We start from the raw sequence: 24,916 nt of genomic DNA, 5'->3' as shown, positions 1-24,916 counted from the left end.
ATCATATGTCTACTTTCGGCGAAAGAGTGCAACTAGTCAGCAAAAGTTTGCACATTGGCAGCGATAGTCCCGCTGGTTTCGCTCACGAGCAGGTCGCCCACGGCCGTTCGGTAGTACAGAACCGACCTGCCCGCCCGGCGCCGGCCGATCAGGTGCGCGTCGAGCAGCACGCGTAGGTGCCTGCCGACCGAGCCCAGTCCCTGGTCGGTCAGCGCCACCAGCTGGGTGGTGCTCTTCGGGGTGCCGAGCAGCACGAGGACCCCGGCACGGGCGGGTCCGAGCAACCGTCGCAGCGAGGCCGGAGCCGCCGCCCGGTCGACGTCGGCGAGCACTCCTGAGCACGGGTAGACGATCGCGTGGTGCTCGCTGCTGTCGTAGGCGACCCAGCCGCGCCAGCTCGGCGTGACCGGGACGAACACCAACCGCGCGCCGGTGAGATCCATCGGCGGGTAGTCATACGCGTTGATCTGCAGCCTGCTCTCGCCGAGCCAGCGCATCCCGGCACGCATGTCGTCCAGCGCACTGGCCCAGCCGCCGCGGGTGAGCTGCGCGGTCCGCGCGACGATGTCCGCCTCGATGATCCGCAGGCGCCGCGACCAGTCGGGCCGCACCGTCCGCGTCCACACCCACCCGACGAGGTCGACGGCACGGGCGGGCAGGTCGTCGCGGTGCAGCTCGTTCGGCAGCGAGCCGCCGGACGAGTAGGCCAGCTGCTCGCGGGCGGCGTCGGGCGGCGTGTCCCACAGCCGGGCCAGCTCCTCCTCGAACGACTGGTCGCCGGTCGGCGGCGGGGTGAGGAAGTCGGCGGTCCACGTGCGGCCGAACGCGGCCCGCAGGAGCAGGGCGGTGACCGGGTCGGCGGCGAGACGGTCGCGGAACGCGGCGAGGTGGGTGTCGAGCCACGCGCGCTCGCCGGGGTGCGCGGCGGTGCCCCGGTAGAGGACCCGCAGGCTCGCGAGCGCCTCGGACAGCGGCGAGACCACGAACCGGCTGTTCGCGAGCGTGTCCGCCGAGATCTGCCACCAGCCCATGTTTCGCCTCCACGCGAAACTCTAACCGGGCCGGGGATTCCTGTTGAGACTTCCGGTCATGCGCACCTACCGCGAGCTGTTCCGGACACCGGAGTTCACGCCGCTGTTCACGACCAGCTCCCTGCAGACGGCGGGCCAGACCGTGAACGGGCTGGCACTGGGCACGTTGGTCTACTCGGCGACCGGTTCGCCGCTGCTGTCCGCGCTCGCCATGTTCGGCCCGTCGCTCGCGCAGGTGCTCGGCGCGACCGTGCTGCTGTCGGCGGCCGACCGCCTGCCGCCACGCGCGGCCATGACGGGTCTCGCGGTCCTGTTCGCCGTGGGATCCGCGGTACTGGCCGTGCCCGGGCTGCCGGTGTGGGCGTTGTTCACCGTCGTGCTCGGCCTCGGCCCGTTCGCGTCGCTCGGCGGCGGGGTGCGGTACGGGCTGCTGAACGAGATCCTCACGCGCGACGCCTACCTGCTCGGCCGCTCGGTGCTGAACATGTCGGTGGGGTTGATGCAGATCTGCGGGTTCGCGGTCGGCGGGGTGCTGGTCTCGTTCCTGTCGCCTGGCGTGACCCTGCTCGTGGCGGCGGGCCTGTACCTGCTCGCGGCCCTCGCGGCACGGTCCGGGCTCAGCCGCAGGCCGCCACGGGCCGCCGGGCGCCCGTCGGTGGCCGCGACGTGGCGGAACAACGGTGAGCTGTGGTCGTCGGTGCCTCGGCGGTACGTGTACGTCGCGATGTGGGTGCCGAACGGGTTGATCGTGGGCTGCGAGTCGCTGTTCGTGCCGTACTCGCCGACGCACGCGGGATGGCTGTTCGCGTTGGCGGCGTTCGGGATGCTGCTGGGTGACACGGTGACGGGCCGGTTCGTGTCCCCGGCGTGGCGTCGGCGGCTGAGTCCGGCGATGCGGCTGCTGCTCGCCGCGCCGTACCTGGTGTTCGCCCTGTACCCGCCGCTGCCGGTGGCGTCGGTCGTCGTGACGCTCGCGTCGGTCGGGTACTCGGCGACGCTCCTGTTGCAGGAGCGGCTGATGGCGCTGACGCCCGAAAGCCTGTCCGGGCACGCGCTCGGGCTGCACAGCTCCGGGATGCTCACGATGCAGGGCGTCGGCGCGGGTCTCGCCGGTGGGGTCGCGGAGCTGACCTCCCCGGCGGTGGCGATGACAGTGATGGCGGCGGCCTCGGTCGCGGTCACCCTGGCACTGGCACCGGGCCTGCGGGTGCCGCGACCGGCCGCGCCCCGGCTCGCGGGAGCCGGGGCGCGGTAGTCACGACGTGTGGTGCACCTCCGCCAGGTTGTGGACCGGCGTGTCCAGGCCCTCGTAGCGGGCCTTGAGCTGCAGTGCCAGGTACAGCGAGTAGTGCCGGGACTGGTGCAGGTTGCCCCCGTGGAACCAGAGCCCGTCCTGCCGGGTCGGCTTCCACATGTTGCGTTGCTCGCCCTCCCACGGGCCCGGGTCCTTCGTGGTGTCCGAGCCGAGGCCCCACACCTTGCCGACCCGGTCGGCGACCTCCTGGCTGATCAGGTCGGCCGCCCAGCCGTTCATCGAGCCGTAGCCCGTGGCGAACACGACCAGGTCCGCGGTCAGCTCGGTCCCGTCGGCCAGCACCACGGCGTCCTCGGTGAGGTGGGTGACCTGGCCGTGGACCAGCCTGACCGCCCCGTCTGCCACCAGGTCCGCCGCGCCGACGTCGATGTAGTAGCCGGAGCCGCGCCGCAGGTACTTCATGAACAGGCCGGACCCGTCGTCGCCCCAGTCGTGCCAGAAGCCGGCGTTCTCCAGTCGCTCGTAGAAGTCCCTGTCCCGCTCGGCCATCTGTTCGTACAGCGGCTTCTGGAAGGTGTGCATGATCCGGTACGGCAGCGAAGCGAAGATCAGGTCGGCCTTCTCCGTGGTCACCCCGGCCGCCACCGCCTGCTCCGAGTACAGCGCGCCGAGACCGATGTCCATGAGGCTGTCGCTGCGCACGATGTGGGTCGACGAGCGCTGCACCATCGTGACGTCGGCGTCGTTCTCCCACAGCGCGCCGCAGATGTCGAAGGCGGAGTTGTTGCTGCCGACCACCACCGCGCGCCTGCCGGCGTAGGCGTCCGGACCCGGGTGGGCCGACGAGTGGTGCACGTCGCCCCGGAAGACGTCCGTGCCGGGAATCTCGGGGACGTTCGGCTTGCCGGACATGCCCGTGGCCAACACCAGCTGCCTGGGTCGCAGCGTCAGCGGGGTGCCCTCGCGCTCGACCTCGACCGTCCACTCGCCGGCCTCCGCCGACCACGTCGCCGACGTCGCCGTGGTCGAGGGCCAGTACGGCACCTCCATCGTGGCGACGTAGGACTCCAGCCAGTCGCCGATCTTGTCCTTCGGCGCGAACACGGGCCAGTTCTCCGGGAACTTCAGGTAGGGCAGGTGGTCGTACCAAACCGGGTCGTGCAGGCACAGCGACTTGTACCGCTTGCGCCACTGGTCACCCGGCCGGGTGTGCTTGTCGACCACGAGCGCGGGCACGCCGAGCTGGCGCAGCCGGGCGCCGAGTGCGATGCCGCCCTGGCCGCCGCCGACCACCAGCACGTGCGGCTGCTCCGACACCCCGAGGGTCTCGGCCTCGTGCGCACGGCGCTCGGCCCAGGTCGTGCGGCCCTTGTTCGCCCCGTGCTCCGCGCCCATCGGCCTGCGGTCCCGCGCGGGTTCCTCGTGGCCCTTCAGCTCGTACATCGTGGTCAGGAACGTCCACGCCCGATCGGCGCCGTCCTCGGACACCAGCCGCACGAGGCCACGGCCTCGGCCGACGGCCGTCTCGAACCGGAACCACGCGGTGACGACACCGTCGGCCTCCTCGGCGTCGTCCTCGCGCACGAACGGCTCCGGGGCGGTCCGCTCGAGGGTCGCGCCGAGCAGATCACGCACCCCGTCCCGGTGCTCGACCGTGGTGATGTTCCAGGAGAACGCGATCAGGTCGCGCCAGTAGCTCTCGGTGGCGAACATGGCGGCGGCGCGGTCGATGTCGCGTGTGGCGAGCGCCGCCGAGAACGCGCTGAGCCAGGCGTCGGCACGGGTCGCCGCGGCTGACGCCTCGGCCGGACGTTCCAGGGTGTCGGTCATCGTTGTCCTCCCGGGGGCTCCGTCGAATGGAGTGAACCGCCGACCGAGCTACTCGGCAACCGTTGCACGATGTTGCCCGTGGCACGGGTCACCGGCTTATGCTGGGTGGGAAGCCGTAGCGGGAGGCAGTGTGACCAGCGCAGACGGCGCCACGGCGGTGTTGCCGGGCACCGACCTGGTGCGGCACTCCCGGGTGCTGCACCGAGCGCACGACGCGGTGATGAGCGGTGCCGCGCCGCCCACCTCGTTACGTTCCGTCGTGACCCGGTCGTGGTCCCGTGTGCTGGGGTTCGGTTTGGACCCGTCCCGGCCCAACACCCGCGAGGGCGTGTCCCGCGACGAGGTCGAACGCCGCCGTGCCTGCTCGCCGCTCGGGCTCGTGGTCGACGAGCTGCGCGGCGTGCTCAGTGGCGTCGCCGACGCGTCGCACTTCATCAGCGTGGTCATCGACGCCGACGGCGTGATCCTGTGGCGGGAGGGCGCGCCCCGGGTGCTCCTCGGTGCCGACACACTCGGTTTCGAGGAGGGCGCGACGTGGACCGAGGACCACGTCGGGACCAACGCCATCGGCACCGCGCTCGCCGAGAGGGCGCCGGTGCAGCTGTTCGCGGCCGAGCACTTCGAACTGGGCCAGCACCCCTGGTACTGCACCGCGGCGCCCGTGCACGACCCGCGTACCGGCGAGCTGCTCGGGGTCGTCGACGTCAGCGGTCCCGCGCTGACCCTGCACCCCGCGATCGGCGCCCTCATCCAAAGCGCCACCCGGCTGGCCGAGATGCGGCTCTGGCAGCACCACCGGCTGCGCCTGGACCGGCTGCGTGCCGGCGCCGAGCACCTGCTGGCCACGGTGTCCGGGCCGCTGCTGGTGGTCGACGACGACGGCTGGGTGGCCCACCAGTCCGGGGTGGCCGGTCGCGACCGGATCGCCGCACCCGCTGACGGGCGTCCGCTCGCCGTGCCGGGGCTCGGGCTGTGCGTGCCGGAACGGCTGCCCGGCGGGTGGCTCGTCCGCCAGGCCGGGTCGAGGCAGACCATCAGCGCCCACCTGTCCACCGGCGCCGGTGGCGGGGCCGTGCTGGACGTGCACTCGACCCACGGCCCGGCCGAACGGCACTGGCGCACCAGGCTTTCGCCGAGGCACGCGGAGGTCCTGCGCGCACTGCGCCGCGCCGGCCCCGACGGCCTGACCGCGGCCGACCTCAGCCAGCGCCTGTTCGGCGACGGGGACCACCAGGTGACCGTGCGGGCCGAGATCAGCAGGCTGCGCAGACTCGTCGGTCCCCTGGTGACGACCGCGCCCTACCGCTTCGACAGCGACGTGCGCCTCACCACGGACGAGGACCCACCGCGCGGGCACTAGGTGCGTACGAACCCCGAGCACATCACGCGCGCCCAGCTGATCCGGTCGCCGACGACGTCGTAGTACATCTGTTGTTCCATCAGCGAGTCGCCGTCCGCGTTGCGCAGGTGCAGGCGGTAGGTGACGTGCCGGCGCGTCGACACCTCACCGTCCGAGACGGACACGAGCGCCACCACCTCGTCGCTCGGCTCCAGCCAGTTGGCGAACAGGATGTCGACCAGGTCCTCGTGGGAGGCCGCCTCCCAGAACCGGCCCGGCGTCATCGCGCGGAAGTTCACGTCCGGGGCCGTGACGGCACGGACCCCTTCCTCGTCCTTGGCCGCGAGCGCCCTCGCGAACCTCTCACCCAACGTGGTCATGCCCGACAGTCTGCGCCCCGCGGAGCGCGAAACACGACGACCTCTTCGGACAGTGACGACCTCGGTCCGGGACGACAGGTCCCACGCACTCCAGGGGCGGCGACGTTCGTCGCCGCCCCTGTTCCGGGGTGCGCCGGCTACTGTCCGACCACCATCCAGCTCAGTACCGGTGTGCTCTGCAGGAACACCAGGACGCACATGCCGAGCAGGAACACCAGGCTCCACGCGATCACCCTGCGGAAGAGCACGCCTTCCTTGCCCTGCATGCCCACCGCGGACGCGGCGATGGCCAGGTTCTGCGGGGAGATCATCTTGCCGAGCACGCCGCCGGACGAGTTGGCCGCGGCCATCAGGGTCGTGGACAGGCCCGCCTGGCCCGCCGCGGTGATCTGGAGTGCGCCGAACAGCGAGTTCGACGACGTGTCCGAGCCGGTCACCGCGACGCCGAGCCAGCCGAGGATCGGCGACAGGAACGCGAACGCGCCGCCCGCACCCGCCACCAGCAGGCCGAGCGTGGTGGTCGCGCCGGACTCGTTCATGATGTAACCCAGTGCCAGCACCAGCATCACGGTCAGGATCGCGAACTTCAGCTGGTCGAGCGTCTTGCCGTAGGCACGAAGTGCCCTGCCCAGACCGACCTTGAGGATCGGCAGCGTCAGGATGCCGGAGATCAGCAGCAGCGTGCCCGCCGCCGACAGGTAGTTCAGCTTGAACGTGGTCGCGACCACCTTGCCACTCGCGTTGTAGATGTGCAGGCCCGGCCAGTTGATGATCTGGGTGACCGCCTCCAGCCCCGTACCGGACTGACCCGGTTTCGCCGGTGGCTTGCCCGTGATCGCCGGGACACGGGTGGCCAGCACGAAGACCACGATGATCATCAGGTACGGCGCGTAGGCGCGGAACACCTCCATCGGGGTGTCACGCACCTCCGGACCGGCCTCGCTGCGGGTCCTGGTCGCCACGACCGTGTCACCGTCGGCACGGACGCCGTCGCGCGGGCCACGGGGAGTGGTCGCACCGCCGACGCCGCCGTCCACCTCGGCCTCGTCGTCCACGTCGGACTCGACGTAGCTCTCCTTGGCGTGCCACACCCTGGTGAACAGCAGCACCGCCAGCGCGGAGGCCAGCGAGGCGATGATGTCCGACAGGGGCACCGACCAGAAGTTCGACGAGAGGTACTGGAACACGCCGAAGGTCAGGCCGCAGACCAGCGCCGGCGCCCACGTCTGGCGCAGCCCGCGCCTGCCGTCCACGATGAACACCAGTGCCAGCGGGACGATCACCGACAGGATCGGAGTCTGTCGGCCGACCATCGCGCCGAGGTCGTCGACCGGCAGGCCGGTCACCGTCGCCAGTGTCGTGATCGGCACCGCGATCGCGCCGAACGCCACCGGCGCCGTGTTCGCCACCAGGGCGAGGCCCGCCGCCTTCAACGGCCGGAAGCCCAGCGCGATCAGCATGACCGAGCTGATCGCCACCGGCGTGCCGAACCCGGCGAGTGCCTCCAGCAGCGCGCCGAACGAGAACGCGATGATGATGGCCTGTACGCGCTGGTCGTCGCTGATCTTCGCGAACGACCGGCGCAGCACGTCGAAATGTCCTGTCTCGACGGTCAGGTTGTAGACCCAGATCGCGTTGATGACGATCCACATGATCGGGAAGAACCCGAACGCGGCACCGAGCAGGCCGCTGTTGAGCGCGTCCGGCAGTGACATCGAGTACACGGCGACCGCGACGACCACCGAGACGGCGAGGGAGATGAGCGAGGCGAGCCAGGCCCGCATCCGCAGCACACCAAGGAGGATGAACAACACGAGGAGGGGCAGGATGGCGAACAGCGAGGTAAGTCCCAGCGACCCGCCGATGGGACTGTACTGCTGGTGGTAGTCGGCTAAGTGCATCGAACAACCCCTTCTACGCTGACGGGGAGGTGTGGTTCGCACGGGAGCGCTTTCCCGTCGCGTTCGGGGAGGTGTCCCGTGCGTCCACAGTGGACACGACGGTACCCGGGCCGTCAAGCGCCCGTTGGAGTAACGCCGCGACGGGCACGCCGCGGATCGAGGCGTCCAGCACCTGCACGGTGTGTGCCACGGGCATCCGCCGCCCCATTCTGGCGAGCGTCGTCGCGACCTGCATCCAGCACCCCGGGTTGGCCGTGACCATCACCTGGGCGCCGGTGGCGAGCACCGCGCTCGCCTTGCGCTCGCCAAGCTCACGAGCCGGACCCGGGTTGAGGATGTTGTACGTTCCCGCGCTGCCGCAACAGATCTCGGCCTCGCGCAGCTCCTTCAGCTCGACGCCGGGGATGCCGCGCAGCAGCCGCCGTGGCTGGCCACGCACGCCCTGCGCGTGCGCGAGGTGGCACGCGTCCTGGTAGGCCACGGTCATCGGCAGCGGGTGGCGCTGTGCGACCGGGCCCAGCTCGTCGATCAGCTCGCTGACGTCACGTGCCTTGGCGGACAACGCTTCCGCGCGTGCCGCCCACTCCGGCTCGTCCCGCAGCTGGTGGGCGAAGTCCTTGAGGTTGGAGCCGCAGCCCGCCGCGTTCACCACGACGTTGTCCACTCCGGCGGCCTCGAAGGTCTCGATCACGCGCCTGGCGAACGCGAGTGCCTCCGGTTCGCGGCCCGCGTGCGCGGACAGCGCGCCGCAGCAGCTCTGCGCCTTCGGCACGACGACCTCGCAGCCCTCCGCGGCGAGCACCCGCACGGTGGCGGCGTTGACGTCGGGGAAGAACGTGCCCTGCACGCAGCCGGTCAGCAGGCCGACCGTACGCCGCTTCGTGCCGGTGGCCGGGGTGCGCTCCGCCAGCTTCTCGACCCTGCCGAGCTTGGGCGCGAGGGCTTCCATGGCCTGCAACGGTTCCGGCAGCCTGTCCCGCAACCCGCTCCACGCGATCAGCCTGCCGAGCCCGCTCACCTGGTAGGCCCGCAGCGGCCCACGCAGTGCCTTCAGGCGCCGGGGGTACGGGAACAGGCCGTAGATCAGCCTGCGCAGCCACCGCTGCGACGGCGGCCGGGTCACGCGCCGGTCCAGCTGCGCGCGGGTGGCCTCGATGAGCTTGTCGTACTGCACACCCGACGGGCACGCGGTCACACACGCCATGCAGCCGAGGCACTGGTCGAGGTGCCGCACGCTGTTCGCGTCGAACGCGTCGCCCGCCACCGCACCCTTCATGATGTCGATGCGGCCGCGCGGGCTGTCCATCTCCTCGCCCCACAACACGTACGTGGGACAGGTCGGCAGGCAGAATCCACAGTGGACACAGTCGCTCAGCAGCGCGGGGTCCGGCGGGTGGTGTTCGTCGAACACGCTGCCCTTCGGCGGCCCGCTGCCCGGCATGCCCAGTCCCACGGTCGCCCCCGGCGCGCTGGCCGCGATCGGGCCGCCCTGGCCGAGGTCGACGGGCCTGCGGGCGCCGACGACCTCGGCGGCGGCCTGGTCGGTGGCGCGGCTGGCACCCTCGGGAAGTTGACCTGCGTCGGCGCTCATCACAGCCCTCCCAACAGGCGGCCGGGCGACAGGCGCCGTCCCGGGTCGAACTGGTCCTTGACGCGGGTCATCAGCCCGAACGAGTCGGGCACCGGTCCCCAGTGGTCGATGTCGGCGTCGGCCGGTCTGTCCAGGACGACCGCCGACCCGTCGTAGGAGGCGATCGCCGCACGCAACGCGGCCAGATCCGTGTCCGCCGGCACCGCCATGTACGCCACCCCGGTGCCCGCCGACGCGGTGCCGGACGCCTCGGCGGGCAGCGCGGCCAGTACGCGCGGCAGGGCGTGTGGCTCGTAGGCCAGGCGCAGCACCACTCCCCCGGTCGGCCGCTCGCCGAACCACGGCGGCGGCTCGGTCCCCCGCTCGCCGGGGCCGAGCAGCTCGACGGCCGCGGCCGACTGCGCGTCGACCGACGCCGGGATGGACTCGAACAACACGACCAGCTCGCCCGCGCCGCCGTCCCAGCGCAGCTCGACCGCGGTCGGGGTCAGCGTGGACCGCACGAGCAGGCTCGCGAGTCGGCCGGCCTCGGCGGCGTCCGCGACCGGGACGGTCACCGTGCCTGCCGCGGCCGGGAGCGGGTGCAGCCGCCAGGTCGTCGAGACGAGCACGCCGAGTGCCCCGTGCGCGCCGGTGTAGAGCTTGCCGAGGTCGTAGCCGGCGACGTTCTTCACGACCTTGCCGCCGGAACGGGCCGTGGTGCCGTCCGCGAGCACGACGGTGACGCCGATGAGCAGGTCGCGCACGGTGCCGTACCGCAGGCGCCGTGGGCCGGAGGCGTTCGCGCCGACGATCCCGCCGAGCGTCGCGCCCGGCTCGGGCGGGTCGAGGGCGAGCATCTGGTTGTGCTCGGCCAGCCGCGCCTGCAGCGTCTCGAGCGGTACGCCTGCCTCGGCGACCACGACGAGGTCGCCGGGCACGTGCTCGACGATCCGGTTCAGCTCGGTCGTGCGCAGCAACAGGTCGCAGGACGTCGGCGGCGCCGCCCAGCCGGTCTTGGTGCCCGCGCCGACGGGGACGACGGTGCCGGTCGTGGACCGCAGGACGTCGGCGACCTCGCCTGCCGAGGCAGGCGTGACCACCTCGGACGGCGTGACACCGGCGATCGGATGAGAACTCACGGCCGCCACGTCAGAACACCTCCCCCAGCGCCGGGTCGGGTGCGGTGTCCGCGGTGCGGACACCCGGCCGCTCGCCGCACAGCCGAGGGGTGGGGAAGAGCTTGCCCGGGTTGGCCAGGCCCGCCGGGTCGAACGCGCAACGCACGAGCTGCATCGTGTCGAGGTCCTCCGGCGTGAACTGACCGGCCATCTTGGACTTCTTCTCCAGTCCGACACCGTGCTCGCCGGTGATCGAGCCGCCTGCCCGGATGCAGAGGTCGAGGATCGCGAAACCCAGGTCCTCGGCGGCCTTCGGCGCGCCGGGTACCGCGTCGTCGAACAGGATCAGGGGGTGCAGGTTGCCGTCGCCCGCGTGGAAGACGTTGGCCACGCGCAGGTTCGCGGCGTCGGCGAGCGTGCTCATGTCGGCGAGGATCTCGGGCAGCCTGGTGCGTGGGATGACGCCGTCCTGCACGTAGTAGGACGGGCTGATCCGCCCGACCGCGGCGAACGCGGACTTGCGGCCCTTCCACATCAGCGCCCGCTCCTCGGCGTCGGCGGCGATGCGGGTCTCGAACGCGTGCCTGGCCCTGGCGAGGGTCTCGACCTGCTCGAACTGCTCGTCCACCTCGACCTGGGGGCCGTCCAGCTCGATCACGAGCACGGCCTCGGCGCCCTCGGGGTAGCCGCACTGCACCGCGGCCTCGGCGGCCTCGATCGCGAGCGCGTCCATCATCTCGATGGCGGCAGGCAGGATCCCGGCCGCGATGATGTCGCTGACCGCGCCCGCCGCGTCGGCGACGGAGTGGAAGCCGACGAGCATGGTCTGCACGGACTCGGGCACCCGCAGCAGCCGGACCGTCACCTCGGTGACGACGCCGAGCGTGCCCTCGCTGCCGACGAACGCGCCGAGCAGGTCGAGGCCGGGGTGCTCGGGCGCGCTGCCGCCGAGGTGGACGACCTCGCCGTCGGCGAGCACCACCTCCGCGCCCATCACGTGGTTCACGGTGAACCCGTACTTGAGGCAGTGCGCGCCGCCCGAGTTCTCCGCGACGTTCCCGCCGATGCTGCACACCTGCTGGGACGACGGGTCGGGCGCGTAGAGCTGGTCGTGCGGGGCGGCCTCGCGGGTCACCCACAGGTTGATCACGCCGGGCTCGACCACCATCCTGGCGTTGTCCGGGTCGACGTCGACGATGCCGCGCAGCCTCGACAGCACGATCAGCACGCCGTCCGAGACGGGCACCGCGCCGCCGGAGAGGCCGGTGCCGGATCCCCTTGCCACGAAGGGGATACCGGCCTCGGCACACAGTTTCACCGTCCGCACCACGTCGTCGCGGTGCTCGGCGAGGACCACGACGCCCGGGCGGACCCGGAACGCCTCCAGCCCGTCGCACTCGTAGGTGCGCAGCTGTGCGGGATCGGTCAGCACCTTCGCCGCGCCGATCGCGGCCCGCAACCGTTCGGCCAGCTCAAGCGTCCGCGGCGATGCCTGCTCCGCGATCTTCATGACATCTCCTGGGGAACTCATACTGACCATGGTGCAAGGCCGGACCGGGATGCGCGCCGCGGAGAAGGTGACTTTCTCCGCACGTACCCGGGCGGCCGGTCGGGGCCGACCACCCGGGCGGTGTCGCTCCTACTGACCTGCCGCCGACTTCTCGAGACCGATACGGGCCGCGAGTGCGCAGTTCGACGTGACGTCGTAGTAGGCCTTCACCGAGTCGGCGCCGTTGACGAACGGGTTCGGGCCGAAGCCGCGGCTCGCCAGCTCACGCGTCTTGGTGACCGCGTTGTCGAACTCGGAGTGGTTGGACAGCAGGACGTCCGCCTTGGCGTTGGTGGACTCCGCCTGCATCTTCCGCGCCGAGTTGATGTAGGTGTCGTAGTTCTTCAGACCCGGGTTGGGCTTGTCGTTCTGGAAGCCGAACGCGGTGCCGCCCGAGTACGACACGGTGTGCGCGGTGCCGAAGTCGTGGACGGTGAAGATCATGGAGAGCGTGCCGGGGGTGTGACCCGGCGTCGGCACGATGTGCACGGTCGTGCCACCGAGCTTCAGGTCGTAGTCCTTGTTGTCCGGGACCTTGATGCCGGTCTTGAAGTCGGGGGTCTGGCCCTTGTAGCGGTTCGGGAACTGCTTGACCGTCTGCCAGTCCTTCGTGCCCATGACGACGGGCGCGCCGTTCGTGGCCTCCTGGACCACCTGCACACCACCGATGTGGTCGGAGTGGGCGTGGGAGATGATGATGTACTTGATGTCCGTGGGGCTGAAGCCGAACTTCTTCATCCCGTCCAGGATCAGCGTGGACGCGCTGTACTGGTAGCCCGAGTCGATCAGGATCAGGCCGGCGCTGGTCTTGAGCAGCCAGGCGCTGTGGATCGAGCCACCCACGAAGTACAGGTCGTCGAACACCTGGGCGGAGTCGGCGTACCAGGTGGCCTTCGCGGGCGCCTTCGACGGGTCGTCGATGTAGGCGGGGGCGACGTCGGTGGTGTCGGGGGCACCGTTGACCGGCGGCAGGAAGCACGTCCGGTTCAGGGTTCCGAGGTGCTCGAGGCCCGCCGCGCTCTTCGCGGCGACCTGTGCGGCGTGGATCTCGGCGTCGTAGTCACGGGCAGGCTTGGGCTGGGCCTCGGCTGTCGTCGCGGCCACCACCCCACCTCCGGCGAGGAGGAAAGCGGTCAGGCATAACGCAAGGCGGGATCTCTTGCGGAGGATCATTCGGTTGCTCCAAAGAAGTTAGCGCCGTTAAAAACTCCATTACTCGATACGCACCTACCGAATGATGGAAGAATGCGCGCGTGTTAGAGCCGTGTCAAGAGGCGGTAACGAGCCTGTCCACCCGACCCGGGGCGCGCGAGAGCCACGGACGGGTTGGTACCCGGCCGTTCCGTGGCGGGAAAACGCACTCAGCGCTGGCGATCGCCGCGCAGGTCGTCGGTGAGGCGCGCGGCGGCCTCCTGGAGCACCGGGACGATCTCGGAGATGCGGCCCATGGTGATCCGGCCGGACGGACCGGACACCGAGATGGCGGCGAGTGTCGGGGCGCCGGTGAGCGGCACGGCCACACAGCGCACGCCGATCTCCTGCTCCGCGTCGTCGAGTGCCCAGCCCTGGTCCCGGACCTCGTTCAGCTCGCTGAGCAGCGCGTGCGGGTCGGTGTGGGTCCTGGTCGTCTTGGCGGGCATGCCGGTGCGTGCCAGCAGTGCGAGCACCTGGTCGTCGCGCAGCTGCGCGAGCACGGCCTTGCCGACACCGGTGCAGTGCGGCTGCACCCTGCGGCCGACCTCGGTGAACATGCGCATCGAGTGCTCGGAGGGGACCTGCGCGACGTAGACGACGGCGTCGCCCTCGAGCACCGCCATGTTGGCCGTCTCGCCGATGCCCGAGGCCAGCGCGGCGAGGTGGTGGCGGCCCGCGAACGAGCCGAGCGCGCGGCTCGCGGTCTCGCCGAGGCGGATCAGCCGGGGCCCGAGCGCGTAGCGTTTCGAGGGCTCCTGGCGCACGTAGCCGTTGTGCACGAGCGACTTGATCAGCCGGTGGATGGTGGGCAGTGGCAGCCCGGTCGCGGCCTCCAGCTCGGCGAGGCGCATCGAGCCACCCGCGTCGGCCAGCAGCTCCAGCAGGTTCAGCGCCCGGTCGAGGGACTGGACCCCGCTCGCCGTCTTCTCCATCGCCGCCTCCGGTTCCACCCTGCGAAATCTCACGACGACCGTGTCGCGTTACTTGAACGAGGAGCCGACGAGGCTTACGCTTCCATTCGGCAGAAGTACTCTTTCATATTACGGAATATGAGCACACCTGTCCACGAGTTCGCGGACGGAGGGACGGCGCGTGGTCCACCGGCTCCCCTATCTAACCAACTGTTCGTTGCTGTTCACCGAGTTGCCCCTGCTCGCCAGACCCGACGCCGCGAGGGCGGCCGGGTTCGACGCGGTGGAGTTCTGGTGGCCGTTCCCGGTCGCCGTGCCCGACGACGCGGAGGTCGACGCGTTCGTGCGAGCCGTGCGGGACGCGGGCGTGCGGCTGGTCGGGCTGAACTTCTTCGCGGGCGACATGCCCGCGGGCGACCGCGGCCTCGTCAGCTGGCCCGGTCGCGAGCGCGAGTTCGCCGACGCCGTCGACGTCGCGGTCGGGATCGGCGAGCAGCTCGACGTGACCGGGTTCAACGCCCTGTACGGCAACCGCGTCGAGGGTGCGGCGGCCGAGGAGCAGGACGAGCTGGCCGTCTCGAACCTGGCCGTCGCGGCGGCCGAGGCGGCGCGGATCGGCGCGACCGTCCTGGTCGAACCGGTCAGTGGCGCGCCGAGGTACCCGCTGCGCACGGCCGAGGACGTGCTGACGGTCGTCGACCGCGTGACCGAGGCGGACAACCTCCGGCTGCTCGCCGACCTCTACCACCTCACGGTCAACGGCAACGACGTCGACGCGGTCATCGCCACGCACACCCCGCGCATCGGGCACGTGCAGATCGCCGACGCACCCGGCAGGCACGAGCCGGGCACCGGCACGATCCCGCTGCAGGCACAGCTCGACGAGCTGGAGGCGGCCGGCTACACCGGCTGGGTCAGCCTGGAGTACGCGCCGCAGGGCGCCACTGTGGACGGACTGGACTGGCTACCACGGGAACGCCGCTCGACAGGGAGTCACGCATGAGCACCATCGCGTTCGTCGGTCTCGGCATCATGGGTGCGCCCATGGCACGACACCTCGTCGACGCCGGGCACGAGGTGCTGGGCGTCAACCGGAGCAGGGCCGCGGTCGACCGGTTCGTCGAGGCGGGTGGGACGGACGGCGGCAGTGTCGCCGAGGCCGTCGCGAACGCCGACGTGGTGGTGACGATGCTGCCGGACAGCCCTGACGTGGCGTCCGTCGCGCTCGGCCAGGACGGCATCTACGCCAACGCGCGGCGGGGCACGCTGCACGTCGACTGCTCGACCATCCGCCCGGACGTCGCGCGGCAGCTCGCCGAGGAGGGTGCGCGTGCCGGAGTGGCGGTGGTGGACGCGCCGGTCAGCGGCGGCGAGGCGGGCGCGAAGGAGGCGGCGCTGTCCATCATGGTCGGTGGCGCCGACGACGACGTGGCCGCCGCCCGCCCGGTGCTGGAGAAGGTCGGGAAGACCGTCGTCCACGTGGGACCGGCGGGCGCCGGGCAGACCGTGAAGGCGGCGAACCAGCTGATCGTGGCGGGCACGCTGGAGCTGGTGGCCGAGGCGATCGTGTTCCTCGAAGCACACGGCGTGTCGACCGAGGCGGCTCTCGAGGTGCTCGGCGGCGGCCTCGCGGGCAGCACGGTCCTGGCCCGCAAGGGTGCCGCCATGGTCGCCCGCGAGTTCGCCCCCGGCTTCCGGATCGCGTTGCACCACAAGGACATGGGCATCGTCACCGCCGCCGCCCGCGAGGCGGGTGTCGCGATCCCGCTCGGCGCGCACGTCGCCGGTCTGGTGGCGGCCCTGCACGCGCAGGGCCACGGCGACCTCGACCACGGCGCGCTGCTCAGGATCGTCGAGCAGCTGTCCGGCCGCGCAGAGGAGGGCTGAGGCATGGCCCGCATGCGTGCGGTCGACGCGGCCGCCCTGATCCTCGAACGCGAGGGCGTGACCAAGGCGTTCGGGGTGCCCGGCGCGGCGATCAACCCGCTGTACTCGGCGCTGCGCGCACGCGCCCGCATCGACCACTACCTCGGCCGCCACGTCGAGGGTGCCGTCCACATGGCCGAGGGCTACAGCCGCGCGACGCCGGGCAACATCGGCGTCTGCCTGGTCACCAGCGGGCCGGGCGGCACGGACACGATCACCGGGCTGTACTCGGCGTCGGCCGACTCCGTGCCGCTGCTCGTGCTTGCGGGCCAGGCGCCGGTGGCGAAGCTGCACAAGGAGGACTTCCAGGCCGTCGACATCGCGGCCATCGCGCGGCCGGTCACCAAGCTCGCGACCACCGTACTGGAGCCCGCGCAGCTGCCCGGCGCGCTCCAGCAGGCGTTCCACCTCATGCGTTCCGGCCGCCCCGGTCCGGTGCTGCTGGACCTGCCCGTCGACATGCAGCAGGCGGAGATCGAGTTCGACGTCGACGCCTACGAGCCGCTGCCGGTGGTCAGGCCCGAGGCGACCCGCGACCAGGCGGCCAGGGCGCTGGACCTGCTCGTCGCGGCCCGGCGGCCCCTGATCGTGGCGGGCGGCGGCGTGGTCAACGCCGACGCCGCGCACCTGCTGGTCGAGGTGGCCGAGCTGCTCGGCGTGCCGGTCGTGCCGACGCTGATGGGCTGGGGCACGATCCCGGACGACCACCCGCTGATGGCGGGTATGGCGGGCATCCAGACCGCGCACCGCTACGCCAACGCGACCGTGCTCGAGTCGGACTTCATCCTCGGTGTCGGCAACCGGTTCGCGAACCGGCACACGGGCAGCGTCGAGGCGTACCGGGCCGGGCGGACGGTCGTGCACGTGGACGTCGAGCCGACCCAGATCGGCCGGATCCTCACCCCGGAGCTGGGCATCGTGTCCGACGCGGGTGCCTTCCTGGCGCGACTGCTGGACGTGGCGAGGGAGCGCACGGACCTGCCGGACTACGGCGAGTGGGCGGCGTCGTGCCGCGAGCGCAAACGCACGATGCACCGGCGCACCGACTACCCGGATGTCCCGATCAAGCCGCAGCGGGTGTACCAGGAGATGAACGGGGCGCTGGGCCGCGACGTGCGGTACGTCAGCAACATCGGCCTGTCCCAGATCGCGGGCGCGCAGTTCCTGCACGTGTACCGGCCGAGGCACTGGATCGACGCGGGCCAGGCCGGGCCGCTCGGCTGGACCGTGCCCGCCGCGCTCGGCGTGTGCGTGGCCGACCCCGACTCGGTCGTCGTCGGCCTGTCCGGGGACTACGACTTCCAGTTCCTCGTCGAGCAGCTGGCGTGCGGGGCGCAGTTCAAGCTGCCCTACATCCAGGTGGTGCTGAACAACTCCTACCTCGGCCTGATCCGCCAGGCCCAGCGGGCGTTCGACATGGACTACGGCGTGCAGCTCGCGTTCGAGAACGTGAACTCCCCCGACCTCGGCGGCTACGGCGTCGACCACGTGAAGGTCGCCGAAGGGCTCGGCTGCAAGGCGATCAGGGTCCGCGACCCCGAGGAGCTGGCGGGCTCGTTCGAGAAGGCGATCGCCATGATGGCCGAGTACCGCGTGCCGGTCGTGGTCGAGGTGATCCTCGAGAAGGTCACCAACATCGCCATGGGCACCGAGCTGGACAACGTGACGGAGTTCGAGGACCTCGCCGACCACGAGATCCTCCCGACCTGAGGCGTTCACCAGTGCGAAGCAGCCGGGCTCCGGACGAGTGTCCACGTGGGCCTGGTTGCTAGCGTGTGCGCGATGTCAGAGCGAGGAGAGGTCGGGCGCCTGGTCGGTGGCCGGTTCGAGCTGTTGGACCGGCTGGGCAGCGGCGGCATGGGAACGGTGTGGCGCGCCCGCGACGTGGGCCTGCACCGCGAGGTCGCCATCAAGGAGGTGCGCCCGGTCGATGCCGCCACGTTCGAGAACAACCCGGCGCTGGCCGCCCAGCAGCGGGAGCGCGTGCTGCGCGAGTCCCGCGCCCTCGCCAGGCTGCAGCACCCGAACGTCGTGTCGATCTACCAGATCATCGAGTCGCCCGAGTCGCCGTACCCGTGGATCGTCATGGAGCTGGTCCGCGGCACGTCGCTGGACGCGAGGCTCCGTGACGGGCTCCTGGCCCCGGCCGAGGCGGCCCGCATCGGGCGCGACGTGCTCGGGGCACTGCGTGCGGCACACGCGGCGGGCATCCTGCACCGTGACGTCAAGCCGGGCAACGTCCTGTTGCGACCGGACGGCAGTGCCGTGCTCACCGACTTCGGCATCGCGGCACTGCACGACTCCACCCAGCTGACGGCGACCGGTGAGCTGATCGGCTCGCCGGAGTACATCGCCCCGGAACGGCTGCACGGGGACGAGACGAAGACCGCGTCAGACCTGTGGTCGCTCGCGATGCTGCTGTACGTGGGAGTCGAGGGCCACCACCCGATGCGCCGCGCGACCACGATGGCCACCCTCGCCGCGGTGATGACCGACCCGGTCCCGCCGCCGCGACGCGCAGGCGCACTCGGTCCCGCACTCAGCGCGGTCCTCGTCCGCGACCCGGCCGCCCGGCCCGGTGGCGAACAGCTCGACCGGCTGCTCATGGCCGCCGAGCAGGGGTCGGTCGTGCCGCTCGGCCCCGCCACCCCGGCTGGCCCGGCGTTTCCCGCGCAGCACAGCGGTCCGCAGTACCAGCCGAGGTACTCGGCGTACCCGACCCCTCCCCCGGCGCCCGCGCACTCGCGCAACCGTGTTCTCGGGGTGGCGGCGGCGTACGCGGTCAGCGCCGTGGTGGTGATCGCCGCGGTCGCGTTCCTTGTCAACAGCTTCCAGGCCGACGACCCGTCGGACACGGGCTCGACGCCCAGGGGCACCGAGGTCGTCTCGCTGCCGGACGGGTCGACCACCGGGGCCACGACAACAGGCGCGGCGCCGGAGGACCTGACGAGCCCGGCAGGCGCACGTGCCGTGGTCAGCGCGCTGACCCAGGTGATGGGCGGCAGCAAGGTCTCCGACTTCACCCTCTACACCGACAGCGCGACGGCGACCGCACCGGCCGCGAAGGTGCCCAACGGCTTCGACGACTTCACCTACCGGGACGGCACCGCCAGCAGGAAGGGCCCGGACACCGTGGACGCCGACCGTGCGGTGCTGGACCTGAACACGGTCAACTGGGACGCGCTGCCCGCGTTGTGGGAGCGGGCGGAGAAGGAGCTGGGCGTCCCGCAGCCGACCATGCGCTACGTCATCGTGGACACCGACATCATCGACGGCACCCCGTCGCTCAAGCTCTACCTCTCCGACGACTACGGCGGCGCCTACCTGCTCGCGAACCTCGCGGGCGAGGTGGTCGAGATGTTCCCCCGCGGCGGCTGAGTGGAGATGGTTCCGTCCCCGACTAGACTCCGCCTGGGGCACTGAGGGGACGAACGGAGACTCGCGTGGCGGACTGGGGCGATCTGGTCACCTACATCAGGCAGAGCTACGACGTGATCAAGTACGAGCCGGACGAGGTTCGCATCCGCGTGTCGTTCGCCGACGACGAGGACGACCTGCTCGGGCGCAGGCAGATCATGGTCGTGGCGCACGAGGTCCTCGACGAGCGCGAGGACTGGGTCCAGATCGCCACCCCGTTCGCGCGGATCGAGCAGGTCGACCTGCAGGAGGTGCTCACCGAGGCAGGCAACACGATCGTGGTCGGCGGGATCGTGCTGATGGGTGACTACGTGGTGCTTCGTCACTCCCTGCCGCTGATCAACCTCGACATCAACGAGTTCACCGACCCGCTCGACCTCGTCGCGTCCGGCGCCGAACAGCTGGAACGCCGGTTCACCGGCCGCGACGACTACTGATCAGTAGGAGCTCTTGGGCATCAGCCACCAGAGGATGATGTACAGGATGAACTGCGGGCCGGGCAGCAGGCAGGACAGCACGAAGATCAGGCGGACCTTGCCCGGCCGCCAGCCGTAGCGCCGCGCGATCCCCGCGCACACGCCCGCGATCACCTTGTCGTCCCGTGTCCTCGTCATCGTGGTCATGACTCAACCCTTCCCTCGCGTGGGTTCCACGGCATCCCTGCAAACCCTGGGATACCCCTGATGTGGTGAACCCATGCCCCTTAGGGCGGATCACGCAGGCAGCGGCAGGAGAGCCAGTGGGACGTGGTGCTGGCCGGCGTGGATGTCGCGGTCGCGCAGGCTTCCCTGGGCGACCGGCCGGGGGAACGAGATCTTGACGACGTTGAGCGACGGCACGCGGAAGATCCGCACGCCTGCCGCCGCGACGCCGTACAGGCGCGCGACCACCTCGCCGTCGAGGAACCCCGGGTCCGCCGCGACCGCGTAGGCCGCCTCGTCGCGCAGGAACACCTCGAGCGTGACCCAGAACGGGCCCGCGTTCTTCGACCGGACCTCCGTCGCCAGGTCCTGCAGGACCTCATGCATCGTGTGCCCTCCTGATCTCGGTGCGGAACATCGCCGACGGGTCGGCGGTATCGACCACGTGGTTGAGCACGAACTCGTACACCGCGCCGCGTTCGGTCTCGGCCGGTGAGGTCGCGAACGCCAGGCTCGGCAGGTAGGGCATGTCCGGCGTGGGCAGGTGCAGCATCAGCGGGTTGGCGATCTTCGCGACGGCGGTGGCGGTCGCCTGGTCGGCCGCGCGCACGAGCAGCATCACGCCGACCTCCCTGGCGGGCCCGGTCGCGGGATCGAGGGCACCCAGGATCGCGTTGTGGCCGTAGAGCCTGACGTCGAAGTCGTAGTCGCCGTCGCCGAGCCCGAGCGTCTGGTGCACACGGTCGGTGAGCAGCTTGGCCAGCAACGCGGCCCACTCCTCGATGTTCGCGAGGATGTGCGGGTCGCGGATGCCGGTGAACGACATCGTCTCGTAGCCGCTGATCCTGGCTCCCTCGAGCTTGATCGTGTGCTGCTCCGCGGGTTCGAAGACCGAGCCCTCGACGCGGACGACCCGGTCGTCCACCGCCTCGTAGACCGCGTGGGTGACGTCGAGCGTGCCCGCGGGCTCACGCATCCTGAACGGGTCCGCGGTCTCGTACAGCATGTGCGCGGCCACGGAGGTCGGTGTGCACGACACGGCGGGGTCGAGTGGCTCGATCGTGAAGCCGGTCCGGTCGACCGTGGCCAGCACCCCGCCGGAACGTGGGTTCGTGGTGCACTGACCGCCGCACTCGACGATCTTGGCCGCGTGCCAGACCGGTCCGGCGGGCAGGCCCTTCATCAGCGGGAACGCGGCCGCGACGGCCGTGTCGGTGGCACGGCCCGCCAGGACGACGTCGGCACCCGCCCGCAGGGCGGCCTCGATGGGCTCGTGGCCCATCATGGCGACGATGCGCACGCAGCCGTCGATGGTCGTGGCGTCGAGCGGGCCGTGCGGGGGCAGCGGGTGGACGGCGCCCTCGGCGAGGCGTTCCTTCAGGTACGCGGGGTCCTGGTCGCTGTGGATGGTCGCGACGGTCAGGGGCAGGTCGTCGTCGGCGAGGATCCCGGTCGTGATGCCGGCCAGCCAGTCGACACCGCTGTCCGCGCCGCTGGTGCCGCAGGAGCCGACGACGACGGGGATACCGGCCCTGGCGGCGGCACGCAGGAGCACCCGCATGTCGCGTGCGACCGCGGCGGCGGAGGTCTTGGGGGTGCCGGAGCCGAGGTAGTGCGGGCCGGAGTCGGTGGAGCCGCCGTCCACGGCGATGACGTCGGCGCCGAGTGCGAGCCCGCGTTCGACCGACTCCTCGGTGAACCCGGCGCCGATCATGCCGGTGGGTACGAGGACGCGTACCTCGGTGTCGTTCACTGCTTCTCCCTGGGATGGTTGACGTTCACAGCGTCGCGCCGTCGCGCCGCGAGGCCTGGATCCGCAACGCGACCACGACGGCGAGTGCCGCGAGCACCGCGGTGTCGACGAGCATGAAGCGCCAGCCGGTGAGGTCGACGACGCCGCCGACCACCGCGGGCCCGACGAAGCCGCCGCTCATCCAGCCGACCGTGTACAGCCCGGTGTAGGTGCCGAGCACCCGGCTCGACGGAGCCATGTTCCACAGGACCACCGCGCCGTTGATCGCGAACCCGGCGGCGCCCGCGGCACCCGCGCACAGCGCCACGACCGTGCCCGTCTCGGTGTGCACGAGGGTGCCCGCGACCAGCGACACGGCGAACAGCGCCATGCCGAACGCCATCACCCGCAGCCGTCCGACCCGCTCCGACAGCAGCGCGAGCGGGAACGCGGCGAGCAGGTAGGCCACTCCGCTGAGCAGGGTGAGCCCGCCCGCGTCCCCTCGCGACAGGCCGAGGGTTTCCATGCCGTAGGTGGTGATCAGCGACCGCGAGGAGAACCAGGCGCAGCCGAACAGGAAGATCACGAGGATCACCAGCACCCTGCCCCGGTCGGGGTCGACGGCGATGTCCCGCAGGACCTCGCGCATCCGTGCCGAGTCCCCGGCGTCCGGCCGCCGCTCCTCCGCGACCGCCGCCTCGTAGGCGGGCGAGGTGTTGTCCCGCACCCGCAGCACGAGCACCGCGGCGCAGCCGAGCATCAGTGCCGACGGTATCCAGAACGACAGCACCGGGTGCGAGTCGACGAGGAACGTGCTGATCAACGCCGAGACGATGACCGTGAGGCTGATGGCGATCTTGACCACGGCGTTCGCGCGGCTGCGGCGTTCCGGGCGGATGAAGTCCGGCAGCAGCGAGTCCCCCACCGGCTTGAAGCTGTTGGCCACCAACGTGTACGCGAACATCAGCGCGATCAGGACGGGCAGGGTCGACGCGAGCGGGATGGTGGCGAACAGCAGGGCCGCCACCGGCATGCCGACCGCGAGGTAGGGGATGCGGCGGCCCCAGCGGGTGCGCGTGTTGTCCGAGCGGTTGCCCATCCAGGGCTGGATGACGATGCCCAGGATGTTGTCCATGCCCATCAGCAGGCCGATCAGGGCGGCGCTGCTCAGATGCTCGCGGAGCAGCGGCGGGACCTGGGCGTCGTAGAAGTTCCACGTCGACTCCTGCGCGAAGGCGGCGAGGGCGACGTAGAAGGTGATGCGGCGTCCACGTGCCCGTGTCCGGGGCGGTTCCACTGCGGTCATCGTCGTCCTCCGGGAAACCGCTGCCGCGTCGTCGCGACGGCGTCGGGGAGGACCCTAATTATGCTATAGCAAAACTGTCAACAGTTGCATAAGACTGTGCCATAGCGCTGATATGATCACGCGCATGGAGACGCTCGCCGACCGCACCTACCGTGCCGTGCGGGACGCCATCGCCGCCGGTGAGCTCCGCCAGGGCGAGAAGGTCACCGAGCGGGGCCTGGCCGAGCGCTTCGCCGTCAGCCCCACCCCGGTCCGGGAGGCGATCCGCAGGCTGGAGCAGGACGGGCTCATCGAGCGCACCGGCCCGCGCACGGTCGTCGTCGCGACGATGGGTGACGGCGCGGTCCAGGAACTGGCCGAGGTCGAGATCGCCCTGCGCGGCCTGGTCGCACGCTTCGCCGCCCGCCACGCGAGCCCCGGCCGGCTCGACGAGCTGGACGCCATCCTCGACGAGGCCGACGACCTGCTGATCGTCGTCCAGAAACGGCACGCGGACGCACAGCCGGTCGACCGCCACGTCAACCGGCTCCTCGACACCATGGCGCGGTTCAACGACGCCGTGAACACCTGTGCGGGCAACCCGGTGCTCGTCCGGCTGCTCGAGCAGACCCGTGTGTTCTCCCGCGACGAGCGCCGCACCCGCCTGCTCGAACACGTCGCGACGAACGACCGGTTCGGTCTCGACCGCTACGCGGGACACCGCGAGCTCGTCGCCGCTCTGCGTGCCGGCGACGCGGCCAGGGCGGAGGCGATCGTCATCGACGACGCCCGCGGCGGACTGGCCGAACTGCTCTCCAGCTGACCCTGGTCCGGGGCGGCCTACACCCGCACCAGTGGTTCACCAGAGGACAGTTCTACCTTTGGCACACAGACGGTTATCAACCGTAAAGATTCCGCAACCAACGGCCTTCACCCTGGGCGATGAGAAGCACACTGATAGCTACCGTCGGGGGAGCGATCATGAGCTACGAGTCGACGACCACCGCTGTCCGCCAGGTCCGGGCGACGCGGGCACGCGGGTCGGGACACCGGCCCGCGGTACTCGCCCTGCTGGCGGCGGTCATCCTGGTGGACCAGCTCGGCAAGTGGTGGGCCTGGCGCCACGCCCCCTTCGCGAAGATCAACTACGGCGGCAACATCTTCGTCGGTGACACGATCAGCGACTGGTACGCCGACCCCGCCACCGGCGCGCTGCTCGACCTGGTGGACTTCGGCCTGCTGAGCACGGCGGCGTTCGTCCTGATCCGCCTGCGGCCACCGGCGGCCACCCTCGTGCCGGGCGGCCTGATGGTGGGCGGCTGGATCAGCAACCTCCTCGACCGCCTGGGACTGCACCTCGTGACCGCTCCCGGCAGCGTGCGCGGGGCGGTCGACTTCATCCCGCTCGGCCCCATTCGCTACAACCTCGCGGACGTGTTCATCGTCTGCGGGACGCTCCTGTTCACGGTCGCCGTGACCGCGAACGCCCTGTCCGTGAACCGGTCCGTGGCCACGCCCCATCCCCCGCCGACGCGGCAGGGTCGGCGCAGGACGTGGTTGTCCGGCGTCGCCACCGCAGCGTGCCTCGTCGTGGTCGTCGCGTTCGGCGCGGTGAACTACGGCGGCGTGACCACGCCGAACCCGTCCTCGGGCCGGGTCAGGATCGCGCCGTGGGGTCAGCCATGACGTCGTTCCAGCGCCCGCGCCGGTCCGCCCCGCGTCATGAAGGCTCCCTTCAGTACGCCCAGCGTTACGAAGGCGTCCTTCAGTGCACGGGGTCGGGGCGCGGAGGGGCGACCACCTGAGCGCCTGTGACGCGCGGCCGGATAACATT

The 24,916-nt window shown here is 71.0% G+C and carries 22 protein-coding genes; 9 read left to right on the top strand and 13 right to left on the bottom strand.

Features of this window, described 5'->3' with window-relative positions:
• Positions 1–32: 32 nt before the first annotated feature.
• Positions 33–1,031: an ArsR/SmtB family transcription factor gene (locus CLV71_RS03845; protein WP_133901120.1), complete on the bottom strand. Its 999-nt coding sequence runs from the start codon at positions 1,029–1,031 to the stop codon at positions 33–35.
• 58 nt (positions 1,032–1,089) lie between these two features.
• Between CLV71_RS03845 and CLV71_RS03840 the strand changes: the two genes are divergently transcribed.
• The gene (locus tag CLV71_RS03840) at positions 1,090–2,286 is read left to right on the top strand and encodes an MFS transporter (RefSeq protein WP_133901119.1); all 1,197 of its coding nucleotides are present in this window, start codon (positions 1,090–1,092) and stop codon (positions 2,284–2,286) included.
• Here the strand turns inward: CLV71_RS03840 and CLV71_RS03835 are convergent, their stop codons facing one another.
• The gene (locus CLV71_RS03835; protein WP_133901118.1) at positions 2,287–4,116 is read right to left on the bottom strand and encodes an NAD(P)/FAD-dependent oxidoreductase; all 1,830 of its coding nucleotides are present in this window, start codon (positions 4,114–4,116) and stop codon (positions 2,287–2,289) included.
• 130 nt (positions 4,117–4,246) lie between these two features.
• On the opposite strand from CLV71_RS03835, the gene CLV71_RS03830 reads away from it, so the two are divergent.
• On the top strand, positions 4,247–5,476 hold the full coding sequence (locus CLV71_RS03830; protein WP_243866206.1) for a GAF domain-containing protein: 1,230 nt from the start codon (positions 4,247–4,249) through the stop codon (positions 5,474–5,476).
• Here CLV71_RS03830 and CLV71_RS03825 read toward each other — a convergent pair.
• The 7 genes from CLV71_RS03825 to CLV71_RS03795 form a co-directional block, all read right to left on the bottom strand.
• Positions 5,473–5,835, bottom strand: a complete 363-nt coding sequence (locus CLV71_RS03825; protein ID WP_133901117.1) for a hypothetical protein — start codon at positions 5,833–5,835, stop codon at positions 5,473–5,475. The two genes, CLV71_RS03830 and CLV71_RS03825, sit on opposite strands and share 4 nt — an antisense overlap.
• A gap of 137 nt (positions 5,836–5,972) precedes the next feature.
• A complete protein-coding gene (locus CLV71_RS03820; RefSeq protein ID WP_133901116.1) occupies positions 5,973–7,736 on the bottom strand; it encodes an L-lactate permease in 1,764 nt (587 codons plus the stop codon).
• A gap of 13 nt (positions 7,737–7,749) precedes the next feature.
• Positions 7,750–9,177, bottom strand: a complete 1,428-nt coding sequence (locus CLV71_RS03815; protein WP_208297380.1) for a (Fe-S)-binding protein — start codon at positions 9,175–9,177, stop codon at positions 7,750–7,752.
• 149 nt (positions 9,178–9,326) lie between these two features.
• On the bottom strand, positions 9,327–10,448 hold the full coding sequence (locus CLV71_RS03810) for an FAD-binding oxidoreductase (protein WP_166663914.1): 1,122 nt from the start codon (positions 10,446–10,448) through the stop codon (positions 9,327–9,329).
• Between the two features lie 10 nt (positions 10,449–10,458).
• Positions 10,459–11,937, bottom strand: coding sequence for an FAD-linked oxidase C-terminal domain-containing protein (locus CLV71_RS03805; protein ID WP_133901113.1), 1,479 nt, complete (start codon positions 11,935–11,937; stop codon positions 10,459–10,461).
• A 129-nt stretch (positions 11,938–12,066) separates the two neighbouring features.
• Positions 12,067–13,080: an MBL fold metallo-hydrolase gene (locus CLV71_RS03800; protein ID WP_166663913.1), complete on the bottom strand. Its 1,014-nt coding sequence runs from the start codon at positions 13,078–13,080 to the stop codon at positions 12,067–12,069.
• A 257-nt stretch (positions 13,081–13,337) separates the two neighbouring features.
• Positions 13,338–14,102, bottom strand: coding sequence for an IclR family transcriptional regulator (locus CLV71_RS03795; protein WP_133901248.1), 765 nt, complete (start codon positions 14,100–14,102; stop codon positions 13,338–13,340).
• Between the two features lie 160 nt (positions 14,103–14,262).
• On the opposite strand from CLV71_RS03795, the gene CLV71_RS03790 reads away from it, so the two are divergent.
• The 5 genes from CLV71_RS03790 (at position 14,263) to CLV71_RS03770 (ending at position 19,861) form a co-directional block, all read left to right on the top strand.
• Positions 14,263–15,084, top strand: coding sequence for a hydroxypyruvate isomerase family protein (locus CLV71_RS03790; RefSeq protein WP_133901111.1), 822 nt, complete (start codon positions 14,263–14,265; stop codon positions 15,082–15,084).
• A complete protein-coding gene (locus CLV71_RS03785) occupies positions 15,081–15,968 on the top strand; it encodes an NAD(P)-dependent oxidoreductase (RefSeq protein ID WP_133901110.1) in 888 nt (295 codons plus the stop codon). Before CLV71_RS03790 ends, CLV71_RS03785 begins: the two co-directional genes overlap by 4 nt.
• A 3-nt stretch (positions 15,969–15,971) precedes the next feature.
• Positions 15,972–17,717 carry a glyoxylate carboligase gene (gcl, locus tag CLV71_RS03780; protein WP_133901109.1) on the top strand — a complete coding sequence of 582 codons (1,746 nt, stop codon included), beginning with the start codon at positions 15,972–15,974 and terminating at the stop codon, positions 17,715–17,717.
• A 72-nt stretch (positions 17,718–17,789) separates the two neighbouring features.
• On the top strand, positions 17,790–19,385 hold the full coding sequence (locus CLV71_RS03775; RefSeq protein ID WP_133901108.1) for a serine/threonine-protein kinase: 1,596 nt from the start codon (positions 17,790–17,792) through the stop codon (positions 19,383–19,385).
• A 65-nt stretch (positions 19,386–19,450) separates the two neighbouring features.
• Complete coding sequence (locus tag CLV71_RS03770) at positions 19,451–19,861, top strand: hypothetical protein (RefSeq protein WP_133901107.1); 411 nt, start codon at positions 19,451–19,453, stop codon at positions 19,859–19,861.
• On the opposite strand, the gene CLV71_RS03765 is transcribed toward CLV71_RS03770, so the two are convergent.
• The 4 genes from CLV71_RS03765 to CLV71_RS03750 all read right to left on the bottom strand — a co-directional run bounded on the left by CLV71_RS03765 (position 19,862) and on the right by CLV71_RS03750 (position 23,103).
• Complete coding sequence (locus tag CLV71_RS03765) at positions 19,862–20,038, bottom strand: PspC domain-containing protein (RefSeq protein WP_208297379.1); 177 nt, start codon at positions 20,036–20,038, stop codon at positions 19,862–19,864. It abuts the gene before it with no gap.
• A gap of 99 nt (positions 20,039–20,137) precedes the next feature.
• Positions 20,138–20,452, bottom strand: a complete 315-nt coding sequence (locus CLV71_RS03760; RefSeq protein ID WP_133901105.1) for a DUF4387 domain-containing protein — start codon at positions 20,450–20,452, stop codon at positions 20,138–20,140.
• Complete coding sequence (locus tag CLV71_RS03755) at positions 20,445–21,818, bottom strand: acyclic terpene utilization AtuA family protein (protein WP_341771427.1); 1,374 nt, start codon at positions 21,816–21,818, stop codon at positions 20,445–20,447. Before CLV71_RS03755 ends, CLV71_RS03760 begins: the two co-directional genes overlap by 8 nt.
• A gap of 25 nt (positions 21,819–21,843) precedes the next feature.
• A complete protein-coding gene (locus CLV71_RS03750; protein WP_133901104.1) occupies positions 21,844–23,103 on the bottom strand; it encodes an MFS transporter in 1,260 nt (419 codons plus the stop codon).
• Between the two features lie 124 nt (positions 23,104–23,227).
• Here CLV71_RS03750 and CLV71_RS03745 point away from each other — a divergent pair, with 124 nt between their 5' ends.
• Entirely contained in the window at positions 23,228–23,905 is a 678-nt protein-coding gene (locus tag CLV71_RS03745) for a GntR family transcriptional regulator (RefSeq protein ID WP_243866204.1), read from the top strand.
• 158 nt (positions 23,906–24,063) lie between these two features.
• Positions 24,064–24,768 carry a signal peptidase II gene (locus tag CLV71_RS03740; protein WP_166663912.1) on the top strand — a complete coding sequence of 235 codons (705 nt, stop codon included), beginning with the start codon at positions 24,064–24,066 and terminating at the stop codon, positions 24,766–24,768.
• Positions 24,769–24,916: the final 148 nt, after the last annotated feature.

This window comes from Actinophytocola oryzae (assembly GCF_004364325.1).
GTDB lineage: Bacteria > Actinomycetota > Actinomycetes > Mycobacteriales > Pseudonocardiaceae > Actinophytocola > Actinophytocola oryzae.
This window is presented reverse-complemented; position numbering and strand designations above follow the sequence as displayed.

Bases quoted from the DNA above. Each gene is read 5' to 3' on its own strand.
- gcl (WP_133901109.1), top strand. From the start codon at position 15,972: ATGGCCCGCATGCGTGCGGTCGACGCGGCCGCCCTGATCCTCGAACGC.
- CLV71_RS03745 (WP_243866204.1), top strand. From the start codon at position 23,228: ATGGAGACGCTCGCCGACCGCACCTACCGTGCCGTGCGGGACGCCATC.
- CLV71_RS03815 (WP_208297380.1), bottom strand. From the start codon at position 9,177: ATGCCGGGCAGCGGGCCGCCGAAGGGCAGCGTGTTCGACGAACACCAC.
- CLV71_RS03760 (WP_133901105.1), bottom strand. From the start codon at position 20,452: ATGCATGAGGTCCTGCAGGACCTGGCGACGGAGGTCCGGTCGAAGAAC.
- CLV71_RS03775 (WP_133901108.1), top strand. From the start codon at position 17,790: ATGTCAGAGCGAGGAGAGGTCGGGCGCCTGGTCGGTGGCCGGTTCGAG.
- CLV71_RS03820 (WP_133901116.1), bottom strand. From the start codon at position 7,736: ATGCACTTAGCCGACTACCACCAGCAGTACAGTCCCATCGGCGGGTCG.
- CLV71_RS03785 (WP_133901110.1), top strand. From the start codon at position 15,081: ATGAGCACCATCGCGTTCGTCGGTCTCGGCATCATGGGTGCGCCCATG.
- CLV71_RS03840 (WP_133901119.1), top strand. From the start codon at position 1,090: ATGCGCACCTACCGCGAGCTGTTCCGGACACCGGAGTTCACGCCGCTG.
- CLV71_RS03825 (WP_133901117.1), bottom strand. From the start codon at position 5,835: ATGACCACGTTGGGTGAGAGGTTCGCGAGGGCGCTCGCGGCCAAGGAC.
- CLV71_RS03740 (WP_166663912.1), top strand. From the start codon at position 24,064: ATGAGCTACGAGTCGACGACCACCGCTGTCCGCCAGGTCCGGGCGACG.
- CLV71_RS03765 (WP_208297379.1), bottom strand. From the start codon at position 20,038: ATGACGAGGACACGGGACGACAAGGTGATCGCGGGCGTGTGCGCGGGG.
- CLV71_RS03845 (WP_133901120.1), bottom strand. From the start codon at position 1,031: ATGGGCTGGTGGCAGATCTCGGCGGACACGCTCGCGAACAGCCGGTTC.
- CLV71_RS03835 (WP_133901118.1), bottom strand. From the start codon at position 4,116: ATGACCGACACCCTGGAACGTCCGGCCGAGGCGTCAGCCGCGGCGACC.
- CLV71_RS03805 (WP_133901113.1), bottom strand. From the start codon at position 11,937: ATGAAGATCGCGGAGCAGGCATCGCCGCGGACGCTTGAGCTGGCCGAA.
- CLV71_RS03795 (WP_133901248.1), bottom strand. From the start codon at position 14,102: ATGGAGAAGACGGCGAGCGGGGTCCAGTCCCTCGACCGGGCGCTGAAC.
- CLV71_RS03750 (WP_133901104.1), bottom strand. From the start codon at position 23,103: ATGACCGCAGTGGAACCGCCCCGGACACGGGCACGTGGACGCCGCATC.